Source organism: Oceanobacillus timonensis, assembly GCF_900166635.1.
Taxonomy (GTDB): Bacteria; Bacillota; Bacilli; order Bacillales; family Amphibacillaceae; genus Oceanobacillus; species Oceanobacillus timonensis.
Map to the genome: position 1 here is coordinate 305,286 of NZ_LT800497.1, position 24,133 is coordinate 329,418.

The 24,133-nt window shown below is 40.1% G+C and carries 19 protein-coding genes and 1 pseudogene; 13 read left to right on the forward strand and 7 right to left on the reverse strand.

Annotation, left to right across the window (positions count from 1 at the left end):
* Positions 1 to 109: 109 nt before the first annotated feature.
* The 3 genes and pseudogenes from B7E05_RS01885 to panB form a co-directional block, all read right to left on the reverse strand.
* A pseudogene (locus B7E05_RS01885) lies at positions 110 to 259 on the reverse strand (aspartate 1-decarboxylase); the annotation flags it as partial.
* 10 nt (positions 260 to 269) lie between these two features.
* A complete protein-coding gene (gene panC / locus B7E05_RS01890) occupies positions 270 to 1,124 on the reverse strand; it encodes a pantoate--beta-alanine ligase (protein ID WP_080872052.1) in 855 nt (284 codons plus the stop codon).
* The gene (gene panB, locus B7E05_RS01895; RefSeq protein WP_080872054.1) at positions 1,121 to 1,933 is read right to left on the reverse strand and encodes a 3-methyl-2-oxobutanoate hydroxymethyltransferase; all 813 of its coding nucleotides are present in this window, start codon (positions 1,931 to 1,933) and stop codon (positions 1,121 to 1,123) included. Before panB ends, panC begins: the two co-directional genes overlap by 4 nt.
* Positions 1,934 to 2,036: 103 nt before the next feature.
* Here panB and B7E05_RS01900 point away from each other — a divergent pair, with 103 nt between their 5' ends.
* Positions 2,037 to 2,897, forward strand: a complete 861-nt coding sequence (locus tag B7E05_RS01900) for an oxidoreductase (protein WP_080872055.1) — start codon at positions 2,037 to 2,039, stop codon at positions 2,895 to 2,897.
* 162 nt (positions 2,898 to 3,059) lie between these two features.
* Complete coding sequence (locus B7E05_RS01905; RefSeq protein WP_080872057.1) at positions 3,060 to 4,643, forward strand: BCCT family transporter; 1,584 nt, start codon at positions 3,060 to 3,062, stop codon at positions 4,641 to 4,643.
* Between the two features lie 176 nt (positions 4,644 to 4,819).
* On the opposite strand, the gene B7E05_RS01910 is transcribed toward B7E05_RS01905, so the two are convergent.
* Together B7E05_RS01910 and B7E05_RS01915 are read right to left on the reverse strand one after the other, a co-directional pair.
* On the reverse strand, positions 4,820 to 6,316 hold the full coding sequence (locus tag B7E05_RS01910; protein ID WP_179134429.1) for a glycoside hydrolase family 32 protein: 1,497 nt from the start codon (positions 6,314 to 6,316) through the stop codon (positions 4,820 to 4,822).
* The gene (locus B7E05_RS01915) at positions 6,291 to 7,541 is read right to left on the reverse strand and encodes an MFS transporter (protein WP_080876184.1); all 1,251 of its coding nucleotides are present in this window, start codon (positions 7,539 to 7,541) and stop codon (positions 6,291 to 6,293) included. Before B7E05_RS01915 ends, B7E05_RS01910 begins: the two co-directional genes overlap by 26 nt.
* Before the next feature lie 327 nt (positions 7,542 to 7,868).
* On the opposite strand from B7E05_RS01915, the gene B7E05_RS01920 reads away from it, so the two are divergent.
* The 3 genes from B7E05_RS01920 to B7E05_RS01930 all read left to right on the forward strand — a co-directional run bounded on the left by B7E05_RS01920 (position 7,869) and on the right by B7E05_RS01930 (position 10,859).
* Positions 7,869 to 8,867, forward strand: a complete 999-nt coding sequence (locus tag B7E05_RS01920) for a LacI family DNA-binding transcriptional regulator (RefSeq protein ID WP_179134430.1) — start codon at positions 7,869 to 7,871, stop codon at positions 8,865 to 8,867.
* A 100-nt stretch (positions 8,868 to 8,967) separates the two neighbouring features.
* Positions 8,968 to 9,909, forward strand: coding sequence for a nucleoside hydrolase (locus tag B7E05_RS01925; RefSeq protein WP_080872061.1), 942 nt, complete (start codon positions 8,968 to 8,970; stop codon positions 9,907 to 9,909).
* Between the two features lie 2 nt (positions 9,910 to 9,911).
* Positions 9,912 to 10,859, forward strand: a complete 948-nt coding sequence (locus B7E05_RS01930) for a nucleoside hydrolase (protein ID WP_080872063.1) — start codon at positions 9,912 to 9,914, stop codon at positions 10,857 to 10,859.
* A gap of 236 nt (positions 10,860 to 11,095) precedes the next feature.
* Here B7E05_RS01930 and B7E05_RS01935 read toward each other — a convergent pair whose 3' ends face one another.
* Positions 11,096 to 11,683: a LysE family translocator gene (locus B7E05_RS01935; RefSeq protein WP_080872064.1), complete on the reverse strand. Its 588-nt coding sequence runs from the start codon at positions 11,681 to 11,683 to the stop codon at positions 11,096 to 11,098.
* Positions 11,684 to 11,985: 302 nt separating this feature from the next.
* Between B7E05_RS01935 and B7E05_RS01940 the strand changes: the two genes are divergently transcribed.
* Entirely contained in the window at positions 11,986 to 13,137 is a 1,152-nt protein-coding gene (locus B7E05_RS01940; protein ID WP_080872065.1) for a M20 family metallopeptidase, read from the forward strand.
* 106 nt (positions 13,138 to 13,243) lie between these two features.
* Positions 13,244 to 14,680: a YfcC family protein gene (locus B7E05_RS01945; RefSeq protein ID WP_080872067.1), complete on the forward strand. Its 1,437-nt coding sequence runs from the start codon at positions 13,244 to 13,246 to the stop codon at positions 14,678 to 14,680.
* Between the two features lie 62 nt (positions 14,681 to 14,742).
* On the opposite strand, the gene B7E05_RS01950 is transcribed toward B7E05_RS01945, so the two are convergent.
* Positions 14,743 to 15,630, reverse strand: coding sequence for a fructose bisphosphate aldolase (locus B7E05_RS01950; RefSeq protein ID WP_080872068.1), 888 nt, complete (start codon positions 15,628 to 15,630; stop codon positions 14,743 to 14,745).
* 936 nt (positions 15,631 to 16,566) lie between these two features.
* Between B7E05_RS01950 and B7E05_RS01955 the strand changes: the two genes are divergently transcribed.
* The 6 genes from B7E05_RS01955 to B7E05_RS01980 form a co-directional block, all read left to right on the forward strand.
* Complete coding sequence (locus B7E05_RS01955) at positions 16,567 to 18,108, forward strand: solute symporter family protein (RefSeq protein WP_080872069.1); 1,542 nt, start codon at positions 16,567 to 16,569, stop codon at positions 18,106 to 18,108.
* Positions 18,108 to 19,847: a LytS/YhcK type 5TM receptor domain-containing protein gene (locus B7E05_RS01960; protein ID WP_080872070.1), complete on the forward strand. Its 1,740-nt coding sequence runs from the start codon at positions 18,108 to 18,110 to the stop codon at positions 19,845 to 19,847. Before B7E05_RS01955 ends, B7E05_RS01960 begins: the two co-directional genes overlap by 1 nt.
* Positions 19,848 to 19,864: 17 nt before the next feature.
* On the forward strand, positions 19,865 to 20,617 hold the full coding sequence (locus tag B7E05_RS01965; protein WP_080872073.1) for a LytR/AlgR family response regulator transcription factor: 753 nt from the start codon (positions 19,865 to 19,867) through the stop codon (positions 20,615 to 20,617).
* Positions 20,618 to 21,095: 478 nt separating this feature from the next.
* A complete protein-coding gene (locus B7E05_RS01970) occupies positions 21,096 to 21,443 on the forward strand; it encodes a DUF485 domain-containing protein (RefSeq protein ID WP_080872075.1) in 348 nt (115 codons plus the stop codon).
* Entirely contained in the window at positions 21,440 to 22,984 is a 1,545-nt protein-coding gene (locus tag B7E05_RS01975) for a solute symporter family protein (RefSeq protein WP_080872077.1), read from the forward strand. Before B7E05_RS01970 ends, B7E05_RS01975 begins: the two co-directional genes overlap by 4 nt.
* Positions 22,985 to 23,192: 208 nt before the next feature.
* A partial coding sequence (locus tag B7E05_RS01980; RefSeq protein ID WP_080872079.1) for an IS91 family transposase occupies positions 23,193 to 24,133 on the forward strand: 941 nt, incomplete at its 3' end.

Below are 24,133 nucleotides of genomic sequence, written 5' to 3' on the forward strand. Positions count from 1 at the left end.
CTGTGAAGATGCATAAAATGACTAATTTGTGTAGATTGCAAGTAGTATAACAGAGAATGAAAAAAAGCCTTACCTAGGGCAAAGCCTTTTCAAATAGTGTTTATAAAATGCGTGCTCCATTGTTATTATTCACAATAGCGACTTTTTCATTTGGCAGGATATCGACAGTATCTAAAATATCGGCATCAATCGTAATACTGCCGACATCATTCAAGTTGGCTTCAGTGACACGTGCACGATGAATCTTCCCGTTCATCATTGTTCGAATCCTAGCTATCTCCTTTAATGATAATATTATCAATCAATCTGGCTTTGGAAAATTTTACAGCCAGGGATATAAAAATTTGACCGGTAATCAGCGGCTGTTCTACTAATTCCGGATAACTGTAGACCGCAATATCCTCCACGTTTCCAGAGATGTTTTCCGTAAGGTGCTGGTTGATTGTGTTCATTAAAACGGCGCTGTTTCTTTCCCCGGCGTCATATTTCTTTTTGGCTTTCATCAGGCTCTGATATAAATGAACTGCTTCCTGGCGTTCCTGTTCGGTTAAATAGACATTGCGGGAACTTTTGGCAAGACCATCTGCTTCCCGGATGGTATCCACACCGATAACGTCGATGGGATGATTAAAATCAGCGACCATTTTTTCAATAATCGCCAGCTGTTGCGCGTCTTTCTTTCCAAAATAAGCGAAATCTGGACGAATGATATTGAATAGTTTATTAACAACTGTAACAACGCCGTCAAAATGGCCGGGACGTTTTGCGCCTTCCAGCACTGCAGCCATGCGGTTTACCTTCAAGGAAATCGCTAATGGATCCGGGTACATTTCTTCTACGCTTGGATAGAAAATATAATCAACGCCAAGCGGTTCTAATTTTGCCTGATCCCTGTCAATATCCCTTGGATACGCATCGAAATCTTCATTTGGACCGAATTGCAGCGGATTCACAAACACACTGACGACGGTAATATCATTGTCTTCCAAAGCGGCTGTCACCATTGTTAAATGACCGTCATGTAAAGCACCCATTGTAGGTACCAGACCAATTTGCTTTTGTTCTTTTTTTAACGTTCGTATAATAGCTTTCATTTCTTGTATGGTTGTGATTCGTTGCGTCATGTGTCTACCTCATCCATAATTTGTTTCTTATACGTAAATTCAGGTGATGGAAATATGCCTGCCTTTACTTCTTCGCGATAGGCTGTTAATGCATCTACCCCTGTTGTAAAGTCTCCATAGCGCTTCACAAATTTTGGTTTGCGGTCAACGCCATAATTTAATACATCATGATAGACAAGCACCTGGCCATCTGTATCTGCACCGGCGCCAATGCCAATAACCGGGATGGATAATTGTTTGGTAATTGTTGCTGCCAGGTCACTCGGGATAGCTTCTAATACCAGCATCACAGCGCCGCTTTGTTCTACCAGCTTGGCGTCTTCTATTAAAGCTTCAGCGGCTTCTTTTGATGCTGCCTGAAGCTTATAGCCGGTAATACCGAAACTTTGTGGTGTCAGCCCGAGATGAGCAACAATCGGAATACCGCTTTGAGTACATCTTTTAATCAATGAGGCGGCATGTGCGCCTTCGATTTTCAAAGCATTGGCGTTGGTTTCTTGATATAATTCCACTGCGTTTTGGATATCTGTTTTATCATCCATACCAACGGAACCAAATGGCATGTCCACGACCATAAAAGTATCTTTTGCTCCTCGGCGTACCGCTTTCGCATGGTGTTTCATATCCTGCATCGTTACCTGTACCGTGCTTTCATAGCCAAGAACAGTCATGCCAAGAGAGTCTCCGACAAGAATACTCTCGATCCCTGCCTGTTCTGCCTGCTTTGCACTTGGATAGTCGTACGCTGTAAGCATTGTCATTCTTTCTCCGTTCCTTTTCATGTCTATAAAATCTTTAAGGAGTTTCACTTTTGAATCACCTACTATTTTTATTATTGTTCTTATTATAAAATTATCTGTATAGATTCACAATGGCAAGTTATTAGCCTAAGAAAAAAGGTGGAGCATAAAAATGAATACATTTGGAGTTATTGGACCTGGTGCTGTTGGTTCTGTTATCGGTGAATCATTGCACAATAGCGGTTACCAAGTGACTTTTCTAGGTCGGAAACCGGGAGAAGTGCATGTTAAAAGAATGGACGAGACAAAAACGGCTGTTTTTTCGGTAGAAGCTATTTCGGAAGTGGAGACAGCTTTTGATTATTTATTTATCACAGTGAAAGGAACACAATTGAAGGGAATCATGCCTTATTTAGATAAGCTGACCCATGAAAATACAATTTGTATTCTTTGTCAGAATGGTTATGGGCAGCTTGATACATTTCACATTCCCAATGCGTATCAAGCAGTTGTTTATATTAGCGGACAGAAGAAAGAGAATGTGGTTACACATTTTCGTGACCGCGTCTTGATGTTGCCTGAGAATACAAAAACGAAAAAACTAAAAGAAGACATCGCAGCAAGTAATCTGGAAATCCGATTAAGCTCTGATTATCGTTATGAGGTTTGGTATAAACTGCTCGTTAACGTTGCGATTAATTCTGTCACCGCACTCAGCAGAAATACGGCACTTATTTTACAGGAGGAAAACATACGAACGCTATGCAAAAGATTAATCCAGGAAGGAATCGGTATTGCTGCAGCTGAGGGCGTCCATTTTCAAGAAACAATCATAGGTGAGATTATGAATATTTACGCTGGATATCCTCCTTATATGGGGACAAGTATGTATTACGATAGGGTAGATGGTCAGAAAATGGAAGTCGATTATATTCAAGGTTATTTATATCAAAAAAGTAGAGTATATGGCCTAGATACACCTTGTTTAGATACAGTATACAGTTTATTGGTGGCGAGTGAGATGAAGGAGTAAAACAAGGAGCGCGTTAAAATAAAAGATAGAAAATGGAAATTTAATATTTCTTTCGATGTTTTGAGATTTCTCTTCAGTGGTATTAGTTAGACATGAAAAGCAGACGGCATCTTCTGATTGATGTTGCTAATCCCAATAGGAAGAAGAGAGGAGAAATAAAAAATGGACGCGCCAAATCAGCAGAAGAAAAAAAGCTTTGTTGAGAAGAAAATTGTGATTCCTTCTATTGTCATTATAGCTATCATCAGTTTTCTATTTGCCATGTATACGAGTGAGTCCATGGAATTACTGAATAATATTTTTAATAGTTTGGTAGATACCTTTAAATGGGGATATTTATGGTATGCATTTCTCATTGTTATAGCTGCATTGTTTTTTGCTTTTTCTAAATATGGAAGAGTCGTTTTAGGAGATCCGTCACAAAAACCAAGATATAACTTATTTGAATATGCATCGATTTTAATTGCCATGGGTCTTGGTTCAACAGTCATGCGGACAGGTTTGACACAATGGAGCGAGGTTGCGAATGATCCGCCATTTGGGCTGGATGCAGGCTCGATGGAAGCGATTCTTGCCGGGAATTCCTATAGTATGTTTTTATGGACCTTCCAGACATTTGCTGTTTTTGTTATGGTTGCGCCGGCGATGGGATATCTTTTATATGTCCGGAAGAAGCCAAGAATGCGTATTTCCGAAGCGTGCCGTTCTATATTCGGTGATAAATTTACAGACGGAATCGGCGGGATTATCCTTGATATTCTTTTCTTAGTCAGTATTTTAGCAGGAGCGGCAGTGACATTAGGTCTTGGTACTCCGATTGTTACGTATAATCTGGCAGAATTATTGAATATCGAAGTTACCTTTCCTTTTACGCTCATTGTGACATTAGTATGGGTTTTAGGCTTTTCTATCAGTGCTTATGTGGGCATTGATAAAGGAATCAAACGGTTAAGTACATGGAATATGTATCTTGCAGGAGCTTTTGCTATCCTTGTACTTGTTATTGGGCCTGGAATCTTTATTATGAATTTCTTTTCAGATTCCTTACGTCATTTATTCTCTAATTATATCAATTTTTCATTGTATACCAATTCGCTGGACTTAGAGGGCGGTACACATATTGAAAGTCATACGGTTTTCTGGTTTGCTTATAACGCAACTTGGGCTATGCTCCATGGTGTTTTTGCAGCTATTGTATCCAAAGGCAGGACCATTAAAGAAATGATATTAACGTATTTGATGGCACCGATGCTGCTATCGTGGGTAGCGACAGGTGTTCTTGGCGGATTAAGTGTGCACAGGCAAGTGACGGATACCATTCCGGTTCTGGATATTGTTCAAGACCAAGGCATTGAAGCATCGATTCCTGCTGTCTTGAGCTCTTTACCAATGTCTGCTGTTATCCTTATCCTGTTTACAATTATAGCGACGATTTTCCTGATTACCACATTAGATTCTACAACCTATACCGTAGCAACCTATATGTCTAATCAGGATATGTCCAAATCGAACCCGTATAAATCCTTACGCATCTTAGTTGCAGGATTGATTACGGTGCTTGCTCTAACACTGATGAGCGTAGGCGGCTTGTCACCGCTGGAAGTACTCTCAGGACTGATGGGCATACCGATTATTATGATTCAGATTCTGACGGTCTTTGCAGCTAAGAAAATGATGGACGAGGATCGGGCTTGGGTAAAAAATGTCCGAAAAGCCAGGTATGCTACGACAAAGCAAAAGGATTAAAAAAGTACTTCGAGAAAAGACCTTTGCTTTCTCAATAATAAGATGGAGCTTCCATAAGCAGGTGCGCAACGGCCTCGTGTCTTATGGAAGCTCCATTTTTTTATAAAACGAAACTGCACGCAGTGGGCGTTTTACGGAAGGTTCTCCATGATAAACGCAAAATCGGATTTATCACGTTATGACATTTCCGCGTTCTTGAGCTCCCAAATATCAATGTATTCTGCGGTTGCTCCGGTTCCTTCTGTATATAATGTGATATCGTTGCTTGCAAGGTCTGGATAAATTCGCGTAGAGAGTGTTGCTTCCCCATCATTTACGAACACTTCGACAGAGCATGTATCGACAAATATATGAAATGTCACCTCGTCGTTTTTATGCAATAAGCCAGCTTTATTAACCGCTTTGTGAGAAAGTTTCCCTGCATGTGTTGTGTCGACGATTACTTCGTTCGTTGCCAGGTCATAGAAAACGGTTGTCTGTTCCGAACCATCTTTTGATTGGCGTAAGTGTAAACCAACTTTTCCGTCTGCTTTATTTTCAGGTAATACCCATTTGCATTTTAATTCATAGCTATGCTGAAAAGGATAATCAGCATGAAGCGGATGTGTTTCATCTTCGGATAGCACAAGTTTATCATCGTGCATATGGTTATCCCGAAGTGCAGTCAGCTCTGGAACCGGCTGAGAACGCACATAACCATCCTTACCCAGCGTGAGTTCACGAGGAATCGTCATAGCGCCGGACCACTTGTCCGTCTTGGACGGGAATTCTGTGAAGGGAAAGTCCATCCAGGCGAAAAGGATACGTCTTCCTTTCTCATCTTCAAAAGTCTGAGCAGCATAAAAGTCAATCCCATAGTCGATTTCATGCTGTGATTCCGGAATAAAGACACCCTTGTCATAATCCATGCTCCCCACCATCACTGTACTTTTACCACGATCCGTGTTCATGGGGGAGGTCATCAATACATACTTGTCTCCTAGTGGAAATAAATCAGGACATTCCCACATATCGCCTTGTGTTCCGTCACTTTTGGCAGCAATACCTACATACTCCCAGTCTATTAGATTACTGGACTTGTATAATGCCACGGCACCGTCATGACCTACAGCTGTTCCTACAACCATATACCAAAGTTCACCATGCTTCCATACTTTTGGGTCGCGGAACTCATCGCTTAATCCTTCCGGGCTTCCGTTGATAACTGGATTTGCGGCATGTTTGGTAAAGTGTATTCCGTCTGTTGACGTGGCAATAGCTTGTACTTCTTTCGGGTCGTGTCCTTCTAAATGCCCGGTATAAAATAACATCATGACATCTCCGTTCATGACAGCCGATCCGGAAAAGCAGCCCATCTCGCTCTTTGTTTCGTCATATTCATAAGGTTCAGAAGGTGCTAGAGCAACCGGTTCATGTTTCCAGTTCACAAGGTCTCTGCTCGTTGCATGTCCCCAATGCATGGCTCCCCAGTGATAACTATATGGATTGAATTGATAGAATAAATGGTATACCCCGTTATGCTGGATAAGACCATTCGGATCATTTAACCAGCCTGTCGGAGCCATAAAATGATAATGGAGCCGATAGGAAGCTTCCTTCTGTTCATGTTTGGTATCTGTCACGGCCTGATTAGCGCGGGCGAGCTGTTCAAAGTGCGTTTTGTGTTGTGTCATATGGTAAGACCTCATTTCGTTTTGAGTTTTGATTGGTTAAGAAAAAGATAGAAGCAATTGTGAAAATATAGACGATAGTGCCAAGGACAAAAAATGTTGTTATAAAACCTGTATTATCATATAGTTTACCAATAATAGATGAAAAGGCTATGACACCGATTTCACCTGATATTTTAAAACCAATCAAATAAATGGTAGCAGATAGTCTTTGATCAAAATTAAGTGAAATATATTTAAAAATAGCAATCAGCAAGATAGGCAGTTCAATCCCATGCAAAAGTTTGATGAATGAAATAGCAATGGTACTATCGACAAGTGCTGATCCTATAATACGCGTTCCCATAATAACACCTGCTAAAATCAATGACTGCTTTGCTCCGATTCGATTGACAATAAAAGGCGCAGCGAACAACATGGCTGACTCAAGAAAAACTTGGAATGAATTAAGGTATCCGAATATTTGATATCCTATATCTGTATCGGTAAAATGTTCTGTGAAATAAATTGGAAAAAGCTGTACATCATAAATCGTATAAATGCAAGCAGTTCCAAAAAGGAATAAAACAAAATACCAGAACTTTTTCACCTTCACAATAGATATGATATCTTTTATTCGTAAACTAGGTGCTTCTTCTTCGGGCTCTTCCTCTTTTTTAGTTACTTCCGTTTTAAAGAAGCAATTTAACAGAAAGAAACCTACCCCTGCAACAGAGGCAATCCAAAAATTAAGATGGGGGTTAATACTTAGCAGTAATCCTGCGGTTAATGTGGCACATGCGTAGCCTATAGAACCCCACATTCTTGATGTGCCATACTCAAAGTTGAATTTCCGGCTTAGTTTCTCTGCATATGACTCTAGAAAAGCAACACCTGCGATGAAACCGGCTCCAAAATAAACCCCGCCCAAAATGGCGCTAATCGTAAAGTTCGTTTGAAGAAGCGGTTCATAGATATAAATGATAAATGGCCCTGTTCCCATAAGGAAAATACTCTGAAACCAAATCAGATGTTTTTTTGTGCCTATTTTATCCTGAATAACCCCGTATAGAAGCATAAATATCAAAGAAAGAAATGAATTGATTGAAAAAACAGTTCCTGTCTGAGAACCTGTTAAGCCAAGTGTCCCACTCAGCCAAATAGAATAAAAAGACCACCAAATTGACCATGTAATAAAGAAAAGAAACAGATAACCGGATGAAAACCAGTAGTTTTTATTTTTAAACATATGCATTGTTATCACCTATTCTCTAAATGTAGTAAAATATAAGATAAATGGGATGTTGCTTGAATGTAACAGCTGTTATGTTAACCTTCTCATGAATAATTTAAGAATACGTATTCTTGATGATGTTTATTATATTCTTTCAAAAATAGGAAGTCAATCATTTTAGAAAACGATTTCTGTTTTACTTTATATTTGCTTTGAATCAAGGTATGCACACTTCTTCAGGTGTTTTGTCAGGAAGCAAGTACATATGGGGAAAGTTGTAACTCGAAAGAAAAGAATGCGTTTATGAGAATACGAATTCACGAAGGGGAGAGGGAGTCTGCTATGGCTAAACTGACAATGAAAGAAATTGCTAAGTTGGCAAATGTTTCGCAATCTACCGTTTCACGGGTGATTAACGGAAACGAAAAAGTGAATGCTGATGCGGTAAAACGAGTGCTTGATGTGATTGAAGATGTTGGATATGTTCCAAATAGTGCGGCACAAACTTTAAAAAGAAGTCAATCCAAAATTATCGGTGTAAGTGTGACCGAAACCTATAATCCTTACTTTGTGGAATTAATTGATGTGCTAGAATCTGAAGCTAGAAAATTGGGGTATAGTATTCTTCTGCATAATTCTAAACATAACCCAATTACAGAATGGGAAAGTATCCAAAATTTTATTGCCCGTCAAGCGGATGGGATTATCTTTATCCCTACGGGGGAGTATAATCTTAAACGAATAAGTAAACTTGCTATTCCGTCCGTAATTATTACCCAAAACTATCGCACGCTGGATAGTGTCAGCCTGAATCATATGCAAGCAGGAAGAATTGCTGCCGAGAAATTTATACGTACAGGTCATACAAAATTTGGGTTTATTGGAACAGCGCTAGATGATAAATATTTAGGGTATAAAAGTTTATTGTACGAAAATGGATTCGATTTTGATTTGAACAACTTTATTCGCGTGGAAGAATCGTCCACAAACAATTATCTTATTCAACAGGATATTGAAGCATACGTAAAAGAGAAGGAAGGACAGCTTGATTTCACATGTATATTTGCTGGGAATGATGTGGTAGCTTTGGAATTTTTAGAAATGGCTCAAAGAAGAGAGATTCGTATACCCGAAGATATTAGCTTAATTGGTTTCGATGATACATACCTGTCCAAAACAATGGGGATTTCCAGTATTCATCAGCCAATGGAAGAAATGGTTAAAACAACACTTGAGGTTCTTATTGATCGTATAGAGAATGAAGTATCTAAAGAAAAAGTGAATATTAAGCTGGAGCCAACATTGATTGAACGAAGTAGTTCCAGCTTTAAAAAGTTATAAAGTTGGTAGGTGTTTTTATTGTAGAATACATTCATTTTCCATAGTCTATATGATAATCTATTGGTGCTTGAGTATGATAAAAGAAAAGAGGTACTTGTCTATGCAAAAGAAAGTTTACTTGAATCATGATGGCGGTGTAGATGATCTAATCTCGCTGTTTTTGCTATTACAAATGGAAGATGTGAATTTGACCGGCGTCGGCGTTACCCCGGCAGATTGTTATTTAGAACCTGCTGTATATGCAAGCCGTAAAATTATTGACCGTTTTGGAAAAGGACAGCATGTCGAAGTAGCTGCATCCAGTTCCCGCGGCAAAAATCCCTTTCCAAAGGACTGGCGCATGCATGCGTTTTTTGTAGATGCCTTGCCTCTGTTAAATGAGTCTGGAAAGATAGAAGCAAAACTTGCAGAAAAAGCAGCACACGAGCATTTGGTAAAAGTACTTCGAGAGAGTGATGAAAAAGTAACGCTTGTGTTTGTCGGTCCATTGACCGATTTAGCAAGAGCTTTGGAAATCGCTCCAGATATCGAAGAGAAAATTGAAAAACTTGTTTGGATGGGCGGAACATTCTTAGAAAATGGAAATGTGGAAGAACCGGAGCATGATGGAACTGCCGAATGGAATGCCTTTTGGGATCCGGGGGCTGTGAAAAAGGTATGGGACAGTTCGATTGAGATTGATTTAATTGCTTTGGAGAGCACAAATATGGTTCCGTTAACACCTGATGTCAGGAATAGATGGGCTGCTGAACGAAAAGACATTGGCATTGATTTCCTTGGCCAGTGCTATGCAATGGTGCCGCCGCTTGTCCATTTTCAAACGAATTCAACTTACTTCCTATGGGATGTTTTAACAACAGCAACGATTGGCAAGCCGGATTTGGTAAAGAAAAAAGAAGTCAAAAGCATTGTTCATCCGGACGGCGCGAGCCAGGGAAAAACGGAGATTTCAGAGGCTGGACGCCCTGTACAGTTTGTTTATGAAGTGAACCGGGATGCGTTTTTTGATTATATGACAACATTAGCGAGACAGGAGAAATAACAATGAGAAAAATTATTATTGATACCGATACAGCCGGGGACGATACGATTGCTCTTTTAAAAGCGATGCATCATTTTAAAGTCGAAGGGGTAACGATTACCGGCGGAAATGTGGATTTTCATCAAGAGGTGGAAAATGCGCTATATACGATTCAAGTCGCTCATCCGGAAGAAAAGGTTCCTGTTTATAAAGGTCTGGAACGGCCGCTGCTTGCAACAGGTCAGGAAAAGCACCGGACTGTAGAAGACGTTCATGGCGATGATGGCATGGGCGGTGCGCATTTTCCCAAGGCAGTACAGCGTCCGGAGGAAGGACATGCGGTTGATTTTATCATTGAGAAAGTGAAAGAATATCCGGGAGAAGTCAATTTATTGGCGATTGCGCCGTTAACAAATATTGCGATGGCGATTAAGAAGGACCCTTCCATTATCAAGGATATCCCGCATATTTATATCATGGGCGGTACGAATAATACATTAGGAAATATTACGCCGGCAGCGGAGTATAATTTCTATGTGGATCCGGAAGCGGCAAGACTTGTCCTGCATTCCGGTATTCCAATTACCATGGTTGGCTGGGATATGTGCATCGATTATTCCATTATGGATGACGATGATCATGCGGAAATAGCCGGCCTGGAAACGGCAGGTTCTCAATTTTTTATAGATATTAATAAAGTAGTGATGCAATTTAATAAATCGGTGCATCGCCTGAACGGGACAACGCATCCAGATACGCTGTTAGTAGCGATTGCGGCAGATGAACGTATCATGACAGGGTCGCATGATTATTATGTAGATGTTGAAACGAAAGGAGAGCTTACCAGAGGTTATAGCCTGGTGGATATTAATAACCGTATGGAGCAGAAGCCGAATGTCCGCGTTTGTGAAGCAGTGGATCGTGATCGGTTTAAGAAGAATTTGTTCAATGTATTAGGAGCTATTAAGTAAATAAGCAATAAAAAAGCCAAGTCTTTTATGAGAGACTTGGCTTTTCCATTGCAGTAAAAACGATATAGATGGAAAGCTAGTTAAAAAATAAAAAATAAATGAGCGCTCCAAGCAAGAAGCCCAAAATAAAGCGGATACCTCTTTTCATTATCATTCTCCTCGTTCTTATGTATGGTCTTATTGTTATTGTACTAAAGAGAGAAGAGGATGCAAGAATGATAATGGTTTAGAGGCGTTTATCCCATCAAAATAGCAAAAGCACTATATACAAGTAATAGCCCCATCACAATATTAAAGGTCTTCTGATAGCGGGACAAAAAGTTTTGAAGCACCGAACCGAACAGGCTCCAGGTAATCGAACTGCATATACCAACCAGGCCGAGGAAAAGACAGAACAGGATATAGCTTATATACGAATGATAATAGGGTAACAGAAATGTAGCCACAACTGTTATCCCGTAGAGAATCGCCTTTGGATTAATGAATTGCATCAATGTACCGATTACAAATAAGTTTTTCTGCGCTTTTTCAGAAGATGCTTCCCCGCTTCCTGAACTGGTAAATGTTTTATAAGCCAGATAAAGCATATAAAAAACACCTGCGAATTTTAATGGGGTTTCAATAATGGGCAGAATTTCGATAAGGGCCCGGTTAAAAAAGCTGCAAAGTAAAGCGATGAGAAAGAAACCCGCTCCTACGCCTGCACAAAACGATAATGTATTTCTAAAGCCATAACGGTTAGCGAAAGAAATAGCCATAAAATTATTTGGGCCAGGAGTAAAACTGCTGATAAAAACAAAAGTAAGAAAAGGAAAAATAGGCATACATGTAAAGCTCCTTTATCATCGATTCAGAATAAAATGTATTATACATTAGTAACATTAAAGAATACAGCATTTATACGGTTTATTTTAAAATAATCTTTGGTTTTTAACCTTTTAAAATGAAAAAACAAGGACGCTTGAACATAGACTAGGCCAAGATATTCTATGTTTTCACGTATACATTTCCCGATTTTTTAACTATTCTCTTTCGATTTATGTTATAATGCATATAAACGCATGATTTTGCATGAAAATACATTTGTGATATAATTATTTTTCAGATTTAGGAGGCTTAGCAGTAAATGTCATTAGAAAAAAACTACGAATCTATCCAAAATGAACTGATTAAAATCAGTAATCAATTATATGAAAATCCAGAACTCGGTGATCAGGAGTTTGAATCCATGAAGTTACTGGTTCAATATTTAAAAAGTTATGATTTTGAAGTGGAAACAGGCGTTGTTGATCGTCCAACTGCTTTTCGCGCCGAATATACAAGCAGTAAACCTGGACCGACAATTGCTTATTTGGCAGAATATGATGCACTTCCCGGAATTGGACATGGATGCGGTCATAATTTAATTGCGACATTCGCTGTCGGAGCAGGAGTCATTCTTCGTCAGCAGGTTGATGAAATTGGCGGAAAGGTTGTCGTTTTGGGGACACCTGCAGAGGAAACGAACGGTGCCAAAGTACCAATGAGTGAACAGGGCACATTTGATGATATTGATGTGGCGATGATGGTACATGGAGCAGATGTATCTTCAGAGAGCGGTCCAATGTTGGCAATGGATGCACTGCAGTTTGATTTCACCGGAAAAGCAGCACACGCAGCGGCATCTCCAGAGCAAGGGATTAATGCGCTGGATGCGGTCATTCAATTATTTAATGGAATAAATGCCCTTCGTGAGCATGTACCGGATGATGTACGGATACACGGTATTATTACAAAAGGCGGAGAGGCAGCAGGTATTGTGCCGGCAGAAGCGACCGCGCAATTTTATATTCGCGCCAATGAACGGAAATTGGTGGACGAGCTTGGAGAAAAAGTGCGGAAAATTGCAGAGGGAGCTTGCTTGATGACCGGGGCTTCTGTGGAAGTTTCTAATTATGAGATAAGTTACGATAATATGGTTACAAACCAGTCCCTGTCAAATACATTTACAAAACATATGAAAGCTTACAGCTCCAATCCAGTTTATCCGGCTGTTCCGGCAACAGGGTCAGCAGATATGGGAAATGTGAGCCAGGTTGTTCCAGCGATTCATCCATTTGCCGGTTTAAATGAGCCGGGACTTGTTTTCCATACAACCGAATTTGCAGAAAAAACGATAACGCCAGACGGGGAAGCAGCGATTCATGATGCGGTTCTGGCTTTAGCACATACAGGATACGATATTATAGTCAACAAAGATTTACTACACGTCATTCAAGAGGAATTTGAAAATCGATAAGGGTGAACCATATCGATAAATCATCTTAACAGGTAGTTTATTTCTTTATAAAAGATAGTAAACTGCCTGTTTTTTATTCATCAACTTAGAAAAAGGAGCGCTTGCCATGAGTGAAAATGTAAGTACGGCGGGTGAAAATGCACAAAAACCGAAGAAAAAATGGGAGTTTCCACATGTTTTTGCGCTTATGTTCGGGCTGATTATTATTACAGCAGTATTAACCTATTTTATTCCGGCGGGAGAATATGAGCGGGAAACAACCAACGTCAATGGTACAGAAAGAACCGTTGTTATTAATGATACATATCATGAAGCAGAAGGAAGCCCGACTGGATTTTTTGAAGTCTTTCAAACCGTCCATAAAGGGATGACGCAAAGTGCAGATATTATTTTCTTTATTTTTATTGTCGGTGGAGCTTTTGGTATTTTAAATGCGACGAAAGCAATCGAAACAGGACTTGCCAATTTATCAATGAAGATGGCAGATAAAGAAATTTATTTGATACCTGTTATTATGTCCTTGTTTGCATTGGGCGGCGGGACGTTCGGCATGTCAGAAGAGACAATTCCGTTTATTATGATCCTGGTTCCTTTGGCTATTAAATTAGGCTTTGACTCTTTAACCGGTGCTGCAATGGTAATTATCGGTTCTGGTGCAGGCTTTACTGCATCCTTTATGAATCCATTTACAGTAGGGGTGGCGCAAGGGATTGCTGAGCTTCCTACATTCTCCGGAATGGCTATCCGTCTTGTGATGTGGGTTATCTTTGTCACAATCAATATCACTTTTGTAATGCTTTATGCGAGAAAAGTGAAGAAGAATCCGGAAAAGAGCCTGATGTATAAGATTGATAGTGATAGAAAACTGGATAATTTAAGCAGTCAATATCATAAACTGACAGGGAGACAAAGCATTATTATTGGCTTATTAGTAGCTACAGTTATTATTTTAGCAATTGGCGTTATTTATTTTGACTGGTTTATTCTCGAGATAGCTTCTCTCTTCTTAATTATGGGAGTCATCGCTGGTTTTGTTGGAAATCTGCGAGTGAATCAGATTGCAGAGTCTTTTATTGAGGGCTGTAAAGATTTGATTGTCGGAGCGTTAGTTGTTGGATTTGCATACGGGATTCTGGTAGTTTTAGAGGAAAGTAATACGATTGATACCATCCTGTTTGCTGCATCAAATCTGGTAAGCCAACTTCCTACGGCTTTTTCGGCCATTGGAATGTATGTGTTCCAGAGTATACTGAACTTTTTGGTTCCATCCGGAAGTGGACAGGCTGCATTAACGATGCCGATTATGACCCCTTTATCCGATCTTACCGGAGTCAACAGACAAACTGCAGTCATGGCTTTCCAATTGGGAGATGGCATATCCAACTCGATTACACCTACGGCCGGTGTGCTCATGGCTTCGTTGGCAATCGCTAAAATTCCATGGACAACGTGGTTCCGCTGGGTGATTCCATTGATTCTCCTGTCTTATCTTGTCGGAGGTATTATTCTTACCATCGTTCATCTGTTTATTTGGACAGTGTAATCAAAAAAAGGTTATGCACAGACATTTCACATTGTCTGCGCATAACCTTTTTTCGTTTCAGATTAAGAAATAGAAGCTTCGTAGATCGAATCGACAGCTTTTTTCAGCTCTGCATCAAATTCTTCCTGCGATTGATTTGCGTTTAAATCCTGACTTAATGCTCTGGAGAAACTGGCTATAAGTCCTTTATTGTCTTTTAATTTCGCATTGGCATCATCTGTGGAGTAACCGCCGGATAATGCAACAACACGGATAACATTCGGGTGATCGATTAATTCTCTATATAAGTTATTTTGTGTTGGAATCGATAATTTCAGCATAACCAGTTGATTAGATTCCAGCTGATTTAAATGTTTGAGTATTTCTGTTTTTAAAATTTCTTCACTATCTTCTTTAGAAGGGCTGTTAATATCTACTTCCGGCTCAATAATTGGTACCAGTCCAGCAGCGATAATTTGTTTTCCGATTTCAAATTGCTGGTCAACGACTTTTTTAATGCCTTCCGGGTTGTCTTCTTTAATGACAGAGCGCATTTTTGTGCCGAAAATATGACGTTCATTAGCGCGATCGAGCGTTTCTTTTAAATCATTAATTGGTTTCATCAGTTGAACGCCGTCTGCTTCTTCAGCAAGTCCTTTGTCCACTTTTAAGAATGGGACAATCCCTTTTTCTTCTGCAAGATAATCTCCTGTATACTTTCCTTCAATCTCACGATCCATGGTTTGCTCGAAAAGAATAGCGCCAATAATTTGATCGGAATTAAAGGAAGGGGATGTAATGATTCTTGTCCGCATTTCGTGGACTAAATCAAACATTTCATCTTCACCTTGATAAGCATTTTCAGGGATGCCATAAGCAGCTAAAGCTTTTGGTGTACTTCCGCCACTTTGATCCAGTGCTGCGATAAATCCTTGTCCATTTTTTACTTTTTCTAATTGATTTTCCTGCATCACTTTCACTCCTTTTTGTATTGAGCCGATAACCGGCTTGTAAAACAGTTTGAAGTAATCTCCACTTCCTATTGTAGCACTAAATATTAATAGATTATAGTGTTTTGTATAAAGGGCGGGGCGTTTAAAAATTTTTTGAAACGTTTAAAACAGCTACTCCCATCCTGCTGATAAAGCATATCTTTACTTCTCTTCTCTAATAATATACAATTTATAGTAAATAAAAAATGCAATTTAAACAATTTTTACACATTTTAACCATCGGCGCTTTACTAAAATCTATGAGTGATAAATGGCTATATTTTTGATAGTAGCAACCGGTCCGCTTTCCGACATACAAATGTTTCCGTTGGCGTGAGTAACCGCAACCCTAGGAGTTATGGTTTTAGCCTAAATAACGAATCATTCTGGTATTTAAAATGGTTGGTTAAGCAGTTCAAATCATGACAGCATGGATCGTTCATATCGAGTATAGCTTTCATGCATAGAAAGGCATGATTAATGAACATTTTTATCATGCACCAAGAAAAATTTGTTCTGTTTGATTGAACTTTTATTTGTACAGCTATTGCAACCGCATAGAATATCCTACTAGCGGAGGCGGACCGTTTTGACTCCTGAGGGATCAGCACCATCTGAAGATCCACTTTTGCCAAGTGCTCTTCTTGGCAAAAGTTAGCTGAAGAGCGTGCTCCTAGGAAAGCAAAACGGTCCGCCGCAGCGGCGCAGTTCAGCGGTCGCCTTATACTTTACCTTCTATCCTTTGTCAACAGCTGTAAGGAAATTATTTTTAAAAAGCGAAAGTTGAGTAACTTATTTATGGAAAAATAGCAACCATAGATGTTGGTGTTGAACCTAAACTTCTAATAGATATGTTAGTAATAGTGTACGGTACTTCTTGAAATAAAATATACCTTAAAGATGAGGGGGGAATTTATGAACATTACCTATCTGCTCTTTTTTCTCTGTATTGTTGTTTGTACGCTGATTATAACTTATTGGGCGGCGAGACAAAGTAAAACGACCAATCAGTTCTATATTGCTGCCGGCAGTTTAACAGGCTTGCAAAACGGCATGGCGATTTCAGGGGATTATATCAGTGCAGCTTCCTTTTTAGGGATTGTCGGTACCATTGCGATTAATGGTTTTGATGGGTTTTTATATGCCATTGGATTTTTAGTTTCTTATTTAATTGTCTTATTTTTTATCGCAGAACCGGTACATCGTTTAGGGAAGTATTCATTAGGTGATGTGATTTGTGCCCGTTTTCCAAGCTACAAAATGCGGGGAATCATGGCGATAGGCGCTTTAATTATTTCTATTTTTTATATGATTCCGCAATTAGTGGCTGCTGGATTGTTAATCCGCTTGTTATTGGATATCAATTATTCTGCTTCTGTTTTAATTATCGGCATATTAATGACGATTTATGTTGTATTTGGCGGTATGTTTGCAACGAGTTGGGTACAGATTGTCAAAACAGTGCTGCTATTATCTGGTACATTTTTGCTTGCACTCATTGTACTTGCACGATTTAACTGGAGTATTCCCAACCTCTTGGAGCAGGTTACGTTGAGGTCCCCCTTAGGAAATCAATTTTCATTGCCAGGACATTTATTTAACAATCCTTTGGAAACGATTTCACTCCATCTGGCGTTAGTCCTGGGTACCGCTGGACTTCCGCATATTCTAATCCGTTTATTTACCGTGCGGAATACCGTAGAAGTACGTAAATCCCTGCTGACAGCAAGCTGGATTATCGGCGCATTTTATTTGATTGCACTCGTTTTAGGGCTGGGTGCTGTTGCTTTAGTAGGTTTTGAAGAACTGGTGATGCTGGATCCGTTCGGGAATTTAGCTGCACCATTGTTAGCGGAGAGTCTGGGCGGAGATTTTTTAATGGCTTTTATCGCGGCAATCGCATTTACAACCATTGTTGCAGTTGTAGCTGGTTTAGTCATCTCTGCAACAACTGCTTTCTCCCATGATATTTATTATCATCTGATTAAAAAAGAAAATGTTTCGGAAAAGAAACGTGTACGTGCTGCGCGTTGGACAGCATTTTTCATTGGTTTGCTTTCTACATTGTTTGCACTGGGTTTACGGAATATGAATGTCACATTTCTGGTTTCTCTAACGTTTATTGTAGCAGCATCCAGTAATCTGCCCGTGCTTTTATTTACCATCTACTGGCGACGTTTCAACCAGACTGGTGCTATCACAGGGATGCTCTCTGGTTTAATCGTGTCGCTGGTACTTTTATTTTTGGGGCCGCATGTGATGAATCCGGATGGAGGATGGATTAGCATGGAGCCGCTGGTTCCTCTTTATAACCCGGGGATTATTGCCATTCCTGCAGGATTTTTAGGTGCGTATTTGGGAGCCGTGCTTTCACGGAATAAGGAAAGCGCTGTACCATTTTCTGCTTTTTATCTGCAGGCACAAACAGGTGTTGATATAAGGAGAGAGCGCCCGTGATGCATCTAACTATTGTTTTATTCGAACGTCTGGGTTTATTACTGGTGATTGCATTTGTTTTGACACGCAGTCCCGGGTTCCGATCGCTACTTTACCGTGAATTTCGTTTTAAAATGGCGGGGCTGCATGCGTGTGTCTTTGGTTTGTTTGGTATTGCCGGGACATTAACCGGCGTCGTTATTGACAGTGATTTTACGGTGATCAATACTTTTGTCTGGAATGTAGAAGCCGATCAGATGGTGGTCAGTTCCAGTCTGGTTGCTATCGTGATTGCGGGACTGTTAGGGGGACCAGTTGTTGGTTTGGGAGCTGGAATCATTGCTGGTACGCATTTATTCTTCCTTGGCGGGGTCGGTTTTCTAGCCAATAGTCTCGTCAATCCACTGACCGGGCTGCTTGCTGGTTTTACTGCTCGGTTCTTTTCGCAAGAACGTGTTATATCTCCGGTGAAAGCACTTTTTATCGGCATATTTCCTCCTATTTTATTAATGCACTTATTACTTATTTTTGATGCACAGGACAGGAAAATGATGGAGCTGATTAATACGATTGGGTTGCCCGTTGTGTTGTCGAACAGTATTGCCATTGCTATTTTTACGGCCATGATTGCCATTGTGCTTAGAGAGCAGGAAAATGAAGCGGCATTTGCAACAAGACAGGCATTAACCATTGTGGAAGAAGCATTGCCCTTTTTGAAAGAGGAAACATTTCATAAGAAGGCGGAAGGAATCGCTGATTTGTTCCATGCCCGTTTGAAATTGGCCGCGGTGACGGTGACAAATGAAAAAGAAGTGATGGCACACAAGGGGTTAGGGGGAGACCATCATCACATTGGAAATCCGTTACGGACATCTCTCTCCAAGCGGGCATTAACATCACAAAAAATATTGGTCGCTTATTCGCAGACAGAGATTCAATGTACGCATAAAAATTGTCCGCTGGAATCCGTGATCATTATCCCGATGATAGAAGCGCAGCAAACCATCGGCCTGATTAAATTGTATTTTCGTAAACCGCAGCATATCCGTCCAGTGGAGGTAATGCTGGCGGAAGGGTTGTTTCAATTAATTGCAAATCAATTAAAAACAATCAAAACAGAAAAGCTTGAACTGCATACCCGTGATGCAGAATTAAATAATTTACAAGCTCAGATTAACCCGCATTTTTTATTTAATACGTTGCATATGATTGCTGCCTTGTTTCGAAAAGATCCTGAAAAAGCGAGATATATCACGATACAATTAGCAAACTTTATGCGGTTTAATCTCAAACTGGTATCTGCACATCTGGTTTCTTTAGAAAAGGAAACGGAGCATGTGAAAGCGTATATCGAGATTATTCAGACGCGATTTACAGGAAGGATGCACATTCATTTTTTACAACCGCAAGGAATTTCCCATTTGTTAATCCCGCCATCAACGATTCAGCCATTGGTGGAAAATAGTGTCAGGCATGGATTGGAACATGTTTCCGAGGGAGGGAAAGTAGAAGTGAAGATGGAAAGAGTAGACGAGCGAATTCAAATCAGCGTCCGGGATAATGGACGAGGATTTCCGGAATCTGTGTTACAACAGGCTGGAGAAGCAGTGTTGACAGAGAAACAGCATGGCGGAACAGGTTTATATAATGTGAATCAGCGCTTAATGAATCTGCTTGGTGAAGAGGCGCGTCTGCATGTGCGTAATTTACCTGCTGGCGGTAGCGAGGTTTATTTTAGTATTCCCTATCATGAGGAATAGAAAGGAAGGTTTTTCTGATGAAAATGCATATCATGATTGCAGAAGATGAGCAATTGGCACGGGAAGAATTAATGTATTTATTGGAAAGAGAACAAGACGTCAAACTTTTACCCAGTGCAGAAACAGGAGAGCAACTGGTTGAGCTGTATAAAGAACATGAACCGGATGTGATTTTTCTGGATGTGCATATGCCGGGAATGCGCGGTGTAGCTGCTGCAAAGATAATCATGGAGCTTGCTTATATCAAACCGCCGTTATTTATTTTTACAACGGCATACGATGACTATGCGGTAGAAGCTTTTGAAATAGAAGCGGTGGATTATATGCTGAAGCCTTATGACACCGCACGTTTTCAAACAGCAATGCATCGTCTCCGCAAACGAATACAGCAATCAGAAAACAGCAAAGGTAGGGAGTCTGCACAAAATATACCTTCCTCTGCGAAACTTTTGGTTGATGATGACGATCGGACGATTGTTTTATCTCCCGATGCGATCTATTATGCTGTTCCACACAAACGGATGCTGGAAATTCATACCGAGGACAGGGTAATTTATAGCAAAATGACACTGCAAGAACTGGAAAAGAAGTTACAAGGGTACGCTTTTTTCAGAACCCATCGCAGTTATCTGGTTAATTTAAATCATATCCAGGAGATTACGCCGTGGTTTAATGGGGCAAGCAATATCACTTTAAAGGATGAAAAACAGACTAAAATTCCTGTCAGCCGGACAGCCAGAAAGCACCTGTTTGATTTATTTGGCAGCTAAAAAAAGGATATCCTTTCTTAGCTGCGTAAATGTAACGACGGTGGCCGCATCTAAGCTTGACGACAGCAAAATTTTCTAAGGAATAAACCATTCATCCCACGATGACAACCGTTCACCCTTTTATTTAAACCGTTGAAACAAATATCCATACGTATATTATCATCTTCCTTTATAATTAAGAAAGCGTTTACAAAAAGGATTAAAAAAAGAGAAGGAGGAATGCCGGTTTCAAGTGACAATGGTGATGGAAGAGGGTCTATTAGAGGGAAAAGCGGTCATTGAATAAGAAAAGAAAAAGAGAAGCTGGTAATGACTCAAAGGAGATGAGAGGTTTTAGGCATAGAGAGAAGAGGCTTTTAATCATGTACAGGTGCAAGCGTGAGGGATGCATCAAAGGCTAAGGATCGGGGGGTACTTCGTCCGCATGAAGAGCTGGAGGCCTGGAAACCTTTCATTCCGATTTTCGAGGAGGATGCAGATGGGGGCAGAAAAAGAATATAAGCAGGACCCTGCAAACGAAATGGATTATGTACAAGTAACTGAAAGCAGATCTTTTAAAAAACTGATGCATGATCGAAAAAAATTTATTATTCCGTTAACAATCTTTTTCCTGGTATTTTATTTCTTACTTCCAGTTTTAACTTCTTATACGACTTTTTTAAACACACCGGCAATTGGTGATATTTCTTGGGTTTGGCTATTTGCGTTAGCCCAATTTATCATGACATGGGTGTTATGCACTGTTTATGTGAGGAAGGCAGCGTCCTTTGATAAACAGGCAGATAAAATTATAAGAGAAATCGAAGAAGGAGGAGAGGAACGATGAGTGCCACAGTTATTATCCTTTTTCTTGCGATTGTTCTTCTGACACTGGTTATTACTTTTTTTGCTGCAAGGAAAACACAGACAGCAGGAGATTTTTATACTGCCGGCGGTGGACTGACGGGCTGGCAAAATGGTCTAGCCATTGCAGGTGACTATTTATCAGCTGCCTCTTTTTTAGGGATTGCCGGGGCGATTGCATTATATGGTTTTGATGGATTTTTCTATAGTATCGGCTTTTTAATTGCCTATTTAGTGGTTCTCTTTCTTGTAGCGGAGCCGTTACGTAACCTTGGTAAATACACATTAGCAGATATGATTAATTCCCGTTTTGATGCGAAGAAGGTTCGGGGAGCAGCTGCACTGAACACCATTACAATCAGTACATTTTATATGATTGCACAGCTTGTAGGTGCAGGCGCTTTAATACAGCTGCTTTTTGGCCTTGATTATTGGGTAGCAGTTCTGATCGTCGGGGTAATGATGACCATCTACGTATTATTCGGCGGGATGATTGCGACAAGCTGGGTACAGATTGTAAAAGCAGTCCTGCTGATGGGCGGGATGGTAGTTATGGCATTTTTAGTTTTATTAAAATTTAATTTTAATATTGGACAGATGTTCACTGATGTAAAGTCTGTTACTGCGCATGGTGAGGCTTATTTGATGCCTGGCTTGCAATATACGGAACCACTCAGCACGATATCACTTATGCTTGCCTTAGTGTTGGGGACGGCGGGACTACCTCATATTCTCATGCGGTTCTTTACTGTTCGGGATGCTCCGACAGCAAGAAGTTCCGTGGTTATCGCAACATGGGTTATCGGTATTTTCTATGTACTGACGTTATTCTTAGGTTTCGGTGCAGCAGCCTTTGTCGGGTTTGATAATATTTTAGCGGCAAATCCGGGAGGAAATATGGCAGCACCACTACTTGCCCAAGTCATAGGCGGCGACATTCTGTTTGCTTTTATCTCAGCAGTTGCCTTTGCAACCATTTTAGCTGTAGTGGCAGGACTTGTTCTTTCTGGAGCATCCGCATTTGCACATGATTTATATGGACAGATTATTAAAAAAGGAAAGACGACAGAAAAAGAGCAGGTGTTAGCTGCACGTTATGCTTCACTAGCTGTGTCTGTTCTGTCCATTGTTTTAGCTTTATTTGCACAATATCTCAATGTTGCGTTCCTTGTTTCATTAGCCTTTTGTATCGCGGCCAGTGCCAATTTACCGGTTATTCTTTACACCATCTATTGGAAAAGATTCAATACAGCAGGGGCAGTGACGGCCATGCTGACCGGTCTATTCTCCGCGTTAATTTTAGTGTCGATCAGCCCGAGTGTATTCTCTCCGGTTGAGGGTGCGGCGTTATTTGTAGGAGAGCCAATCTTCCCGCTGACGAATCCGGCGCTTGTTTCCGTTCCGCTTGGGTTTCTTGGTGGATATGTAGGAACGATACTGTCGAAGGAAACGGATATGAAACGTTATGCAGAAGTGAAGGTGAAGGCGAATACAGGGTATAAGAGCAGTGGGGCTAGTCATTAAATAGGGAAAAAAAGAAGCTGTTGCATAATCCATTCACTGATTATGCAACAGCTTCTTTGTGTCCACTATATTTTTGTTGATGAAATAAATGTTTGCTGCCATGTAATAGCACATGGCAGCTTTTTCATTGTCTAGGAAATTATAAAATTCTCTAGCTGTGGATAACTTTTATGTTAAACTTTTATTAACTCACTGGAGGGGTAGAGATATGAGAAAGGGAAGCGGAGTTATTAAAGAAATCTTAAAAGACCATTTTGCTGGATTTTGGGAGTTCCATGCTGATCGTTTTCCGAAAACTTATCGTGAACATATAAAAGAAACGGTAGAAAAAACAATTCGTTGCGGGACACGTGATTTAGGATATGCTCGCTATGAGTGTTTAGGATGTGAAGGGGATCCTTCTCCTAAATTCGTGTGTTTTACTTGTAAAAGCAGACTATGCCACCGTTGTGGGAAAAAGTATACGGATGACTGGTCAGACAAACAACAGGAAATGATATTTAATGTTACGCATCGCCATATGGTCTTTACACTTCCACGAGAGTTAAGAAACATATTTTACAATGACCGAAAAAAATTAAATGAATTAAGTAAACAGGTAGCCGAAGTATTTCAGTACCATAATAAAAAGAAAGGTAAGAAAAGAGGCTTCCGTTCAGGGATTATTACGGTTATTCATACGTTTGGAAGAGATTTAAAGTTTAATCCTCACATACATGCATTGGTGACAGAAGGTGCGTTAGATAATCAAAATGAATGGGTTAATAATGGATATGTTCCTTATGATTTTTTAAGAAAGTCCTGGCAAAAAGTTGTCTTAGATTTGTTGAAGAAGTGGTTTCCTGCAACACCGAAAATCATAGAACTTATTAATGAGTTATATCAAAGGTATCCGAAAGGCTTTTATGTCAATGCAGAGAAGAAAATGAACAATGCCAAGCGTGTAGCCAAGTATATCGGCAGATATTTAGCTCGACCAGCTATCGCCGAATATCGTATTGAATCTTATGATGGGGAAACAGTTCATTACTGGTATGAGGATCATAAAACAGGAAAACGTGTAGATAAAAAGGTTCCAGTGTACAGGTTCTTATTTGAAATATTACAACACATTCCACCAAAGCATTTTCGAATGGTTGGGAGGTATGG

What these genes read in the sequence shown, in the direction of transcription:
- panC (WP_080872052.1), bottom strand. Translation starts at nt 1,124, where the DNA reads ATGACGCAACGAATCACAACCATACAAGAAATGAAAGCTATTATACGA.
- B7E05_RS01900 (WP_080872055.1), top strand. Translation starts at nt 2,037, where the DNA reads ATGAATACATTTGGAGTTATTGGACCTGGTGCTGTTGGTTCTGTTATC.
- B7E05_RS01905 (WP_080872057.1), top strand. Translation starts at nt 3,060, where the DNA reads ATGGACGCGCCAAATCAGCAGAAGAAAAAAAGCTTTGTTGAGAAGAAA.
- B7E05_RS01910 (WP_179134429.1), bottom strand. Translation starts at nt 6,316, where the DNA reads ATGACACAACACAAAACGCACTTTGAACAGCTCGCCCGCGCTAATCAG.
- B7E05_RS01915 (WP_080876184.1), bottom strand. Translation starts at nt 7,541, where the DNA reads ATGTTTAAAAATAAAAACTACTGGTTTTCATCCGGTTATCTGTTTCTT.
- B7E05_RS01920 (WP_179134430.1), top strand. Translation starts at nt 7,869, where the DNA reads ATGGCTAAACTGACAATGAAAGAAATTGCTAAGTTGGCAAATGTTTCG.
- B7E05_RS01925 (WP_080872061.1), top strand. Translation starts at nt 8,968, where the DNA reads ATGCAAAAGAAAGTTTACTTGAATCATGATGGCGGTGTAGATGATCTA.
- B7E05_RS01930 (WP_080872063.1), top strand. Translation starts at nt 9,912, where the DNA reads ATGAGAAAAATTATTATTGATACCGATACAGCCGGGGACGATACGATT.
- B7E05_RS01935 (WP_080872064.1), bottom strand. Translation starts at nt 11,683, where the DNA reads ATGCCTATTTTTCCTTTTCTTACTTTTGTTTTTATCAGCAGTTTTACT.
- B7E05_RS01940 (WP_080872065.1), top strand. Translation starts at nt 11,986, where the DNA reads ATGTCATTAGAAAAAAACTACGAATCTATCCAAAATGAACTGATTAAA.
- B7E05_RS01945 (WP_080872067.1), top strand. Translation starts at nt 13,244, where the DNA reads ATGAGTGAAAATGTAAGTACGGCGGGTGAAAATGCACAAAAACCGAAG.
- B7E05_RS01950 (WP_080872068.1), bottom strand. Translation starts at nt 15,630, where the DNA reads ATGCAGGAAAATCAATTAGAAAAAGTAAAAAATGGACAAGGATTTATC.
- B7E05_RS01955 (WP_080872069.1), top strand. Translation starts at nt 16,567, where the DNA reads ATGAACATTACCTATCTGCTCTTTTTTCTCTGTATTGTTGTTTGTACG.
- B7E05_RS01960 (WP_080872070.1), top strand. Translation starts at nt 18,108, where the DNA reads ATGCATCTAACTATTGTTTTATTCGAACGTCTGGGTTTATTACTGGTG.
- B7E05_RS01965 (WP_080872073.1), top strand. Translation starts at nt 19,865, where the DNA reads ATGAAAATGCATATCATGATTGCAGAAGATGAGCAATTGGCACGGGAA.
- B7E05_RS01970 (WP_080872075.1), top strand. Translation starts at nt 21,096, where the DNA reads ATGGGGGCAGAAAAAGAATATAAGCAGGACCCTGCAAACGAAATGGAT.
- B7E05_RS01975 (WP_080872077.1), top strand. Translation starts at nt 21,440, where the DNA reads ATGAGTGCCACAGTTATTATCCTTTTTCTTGCGATTGTTCTTCTGACA.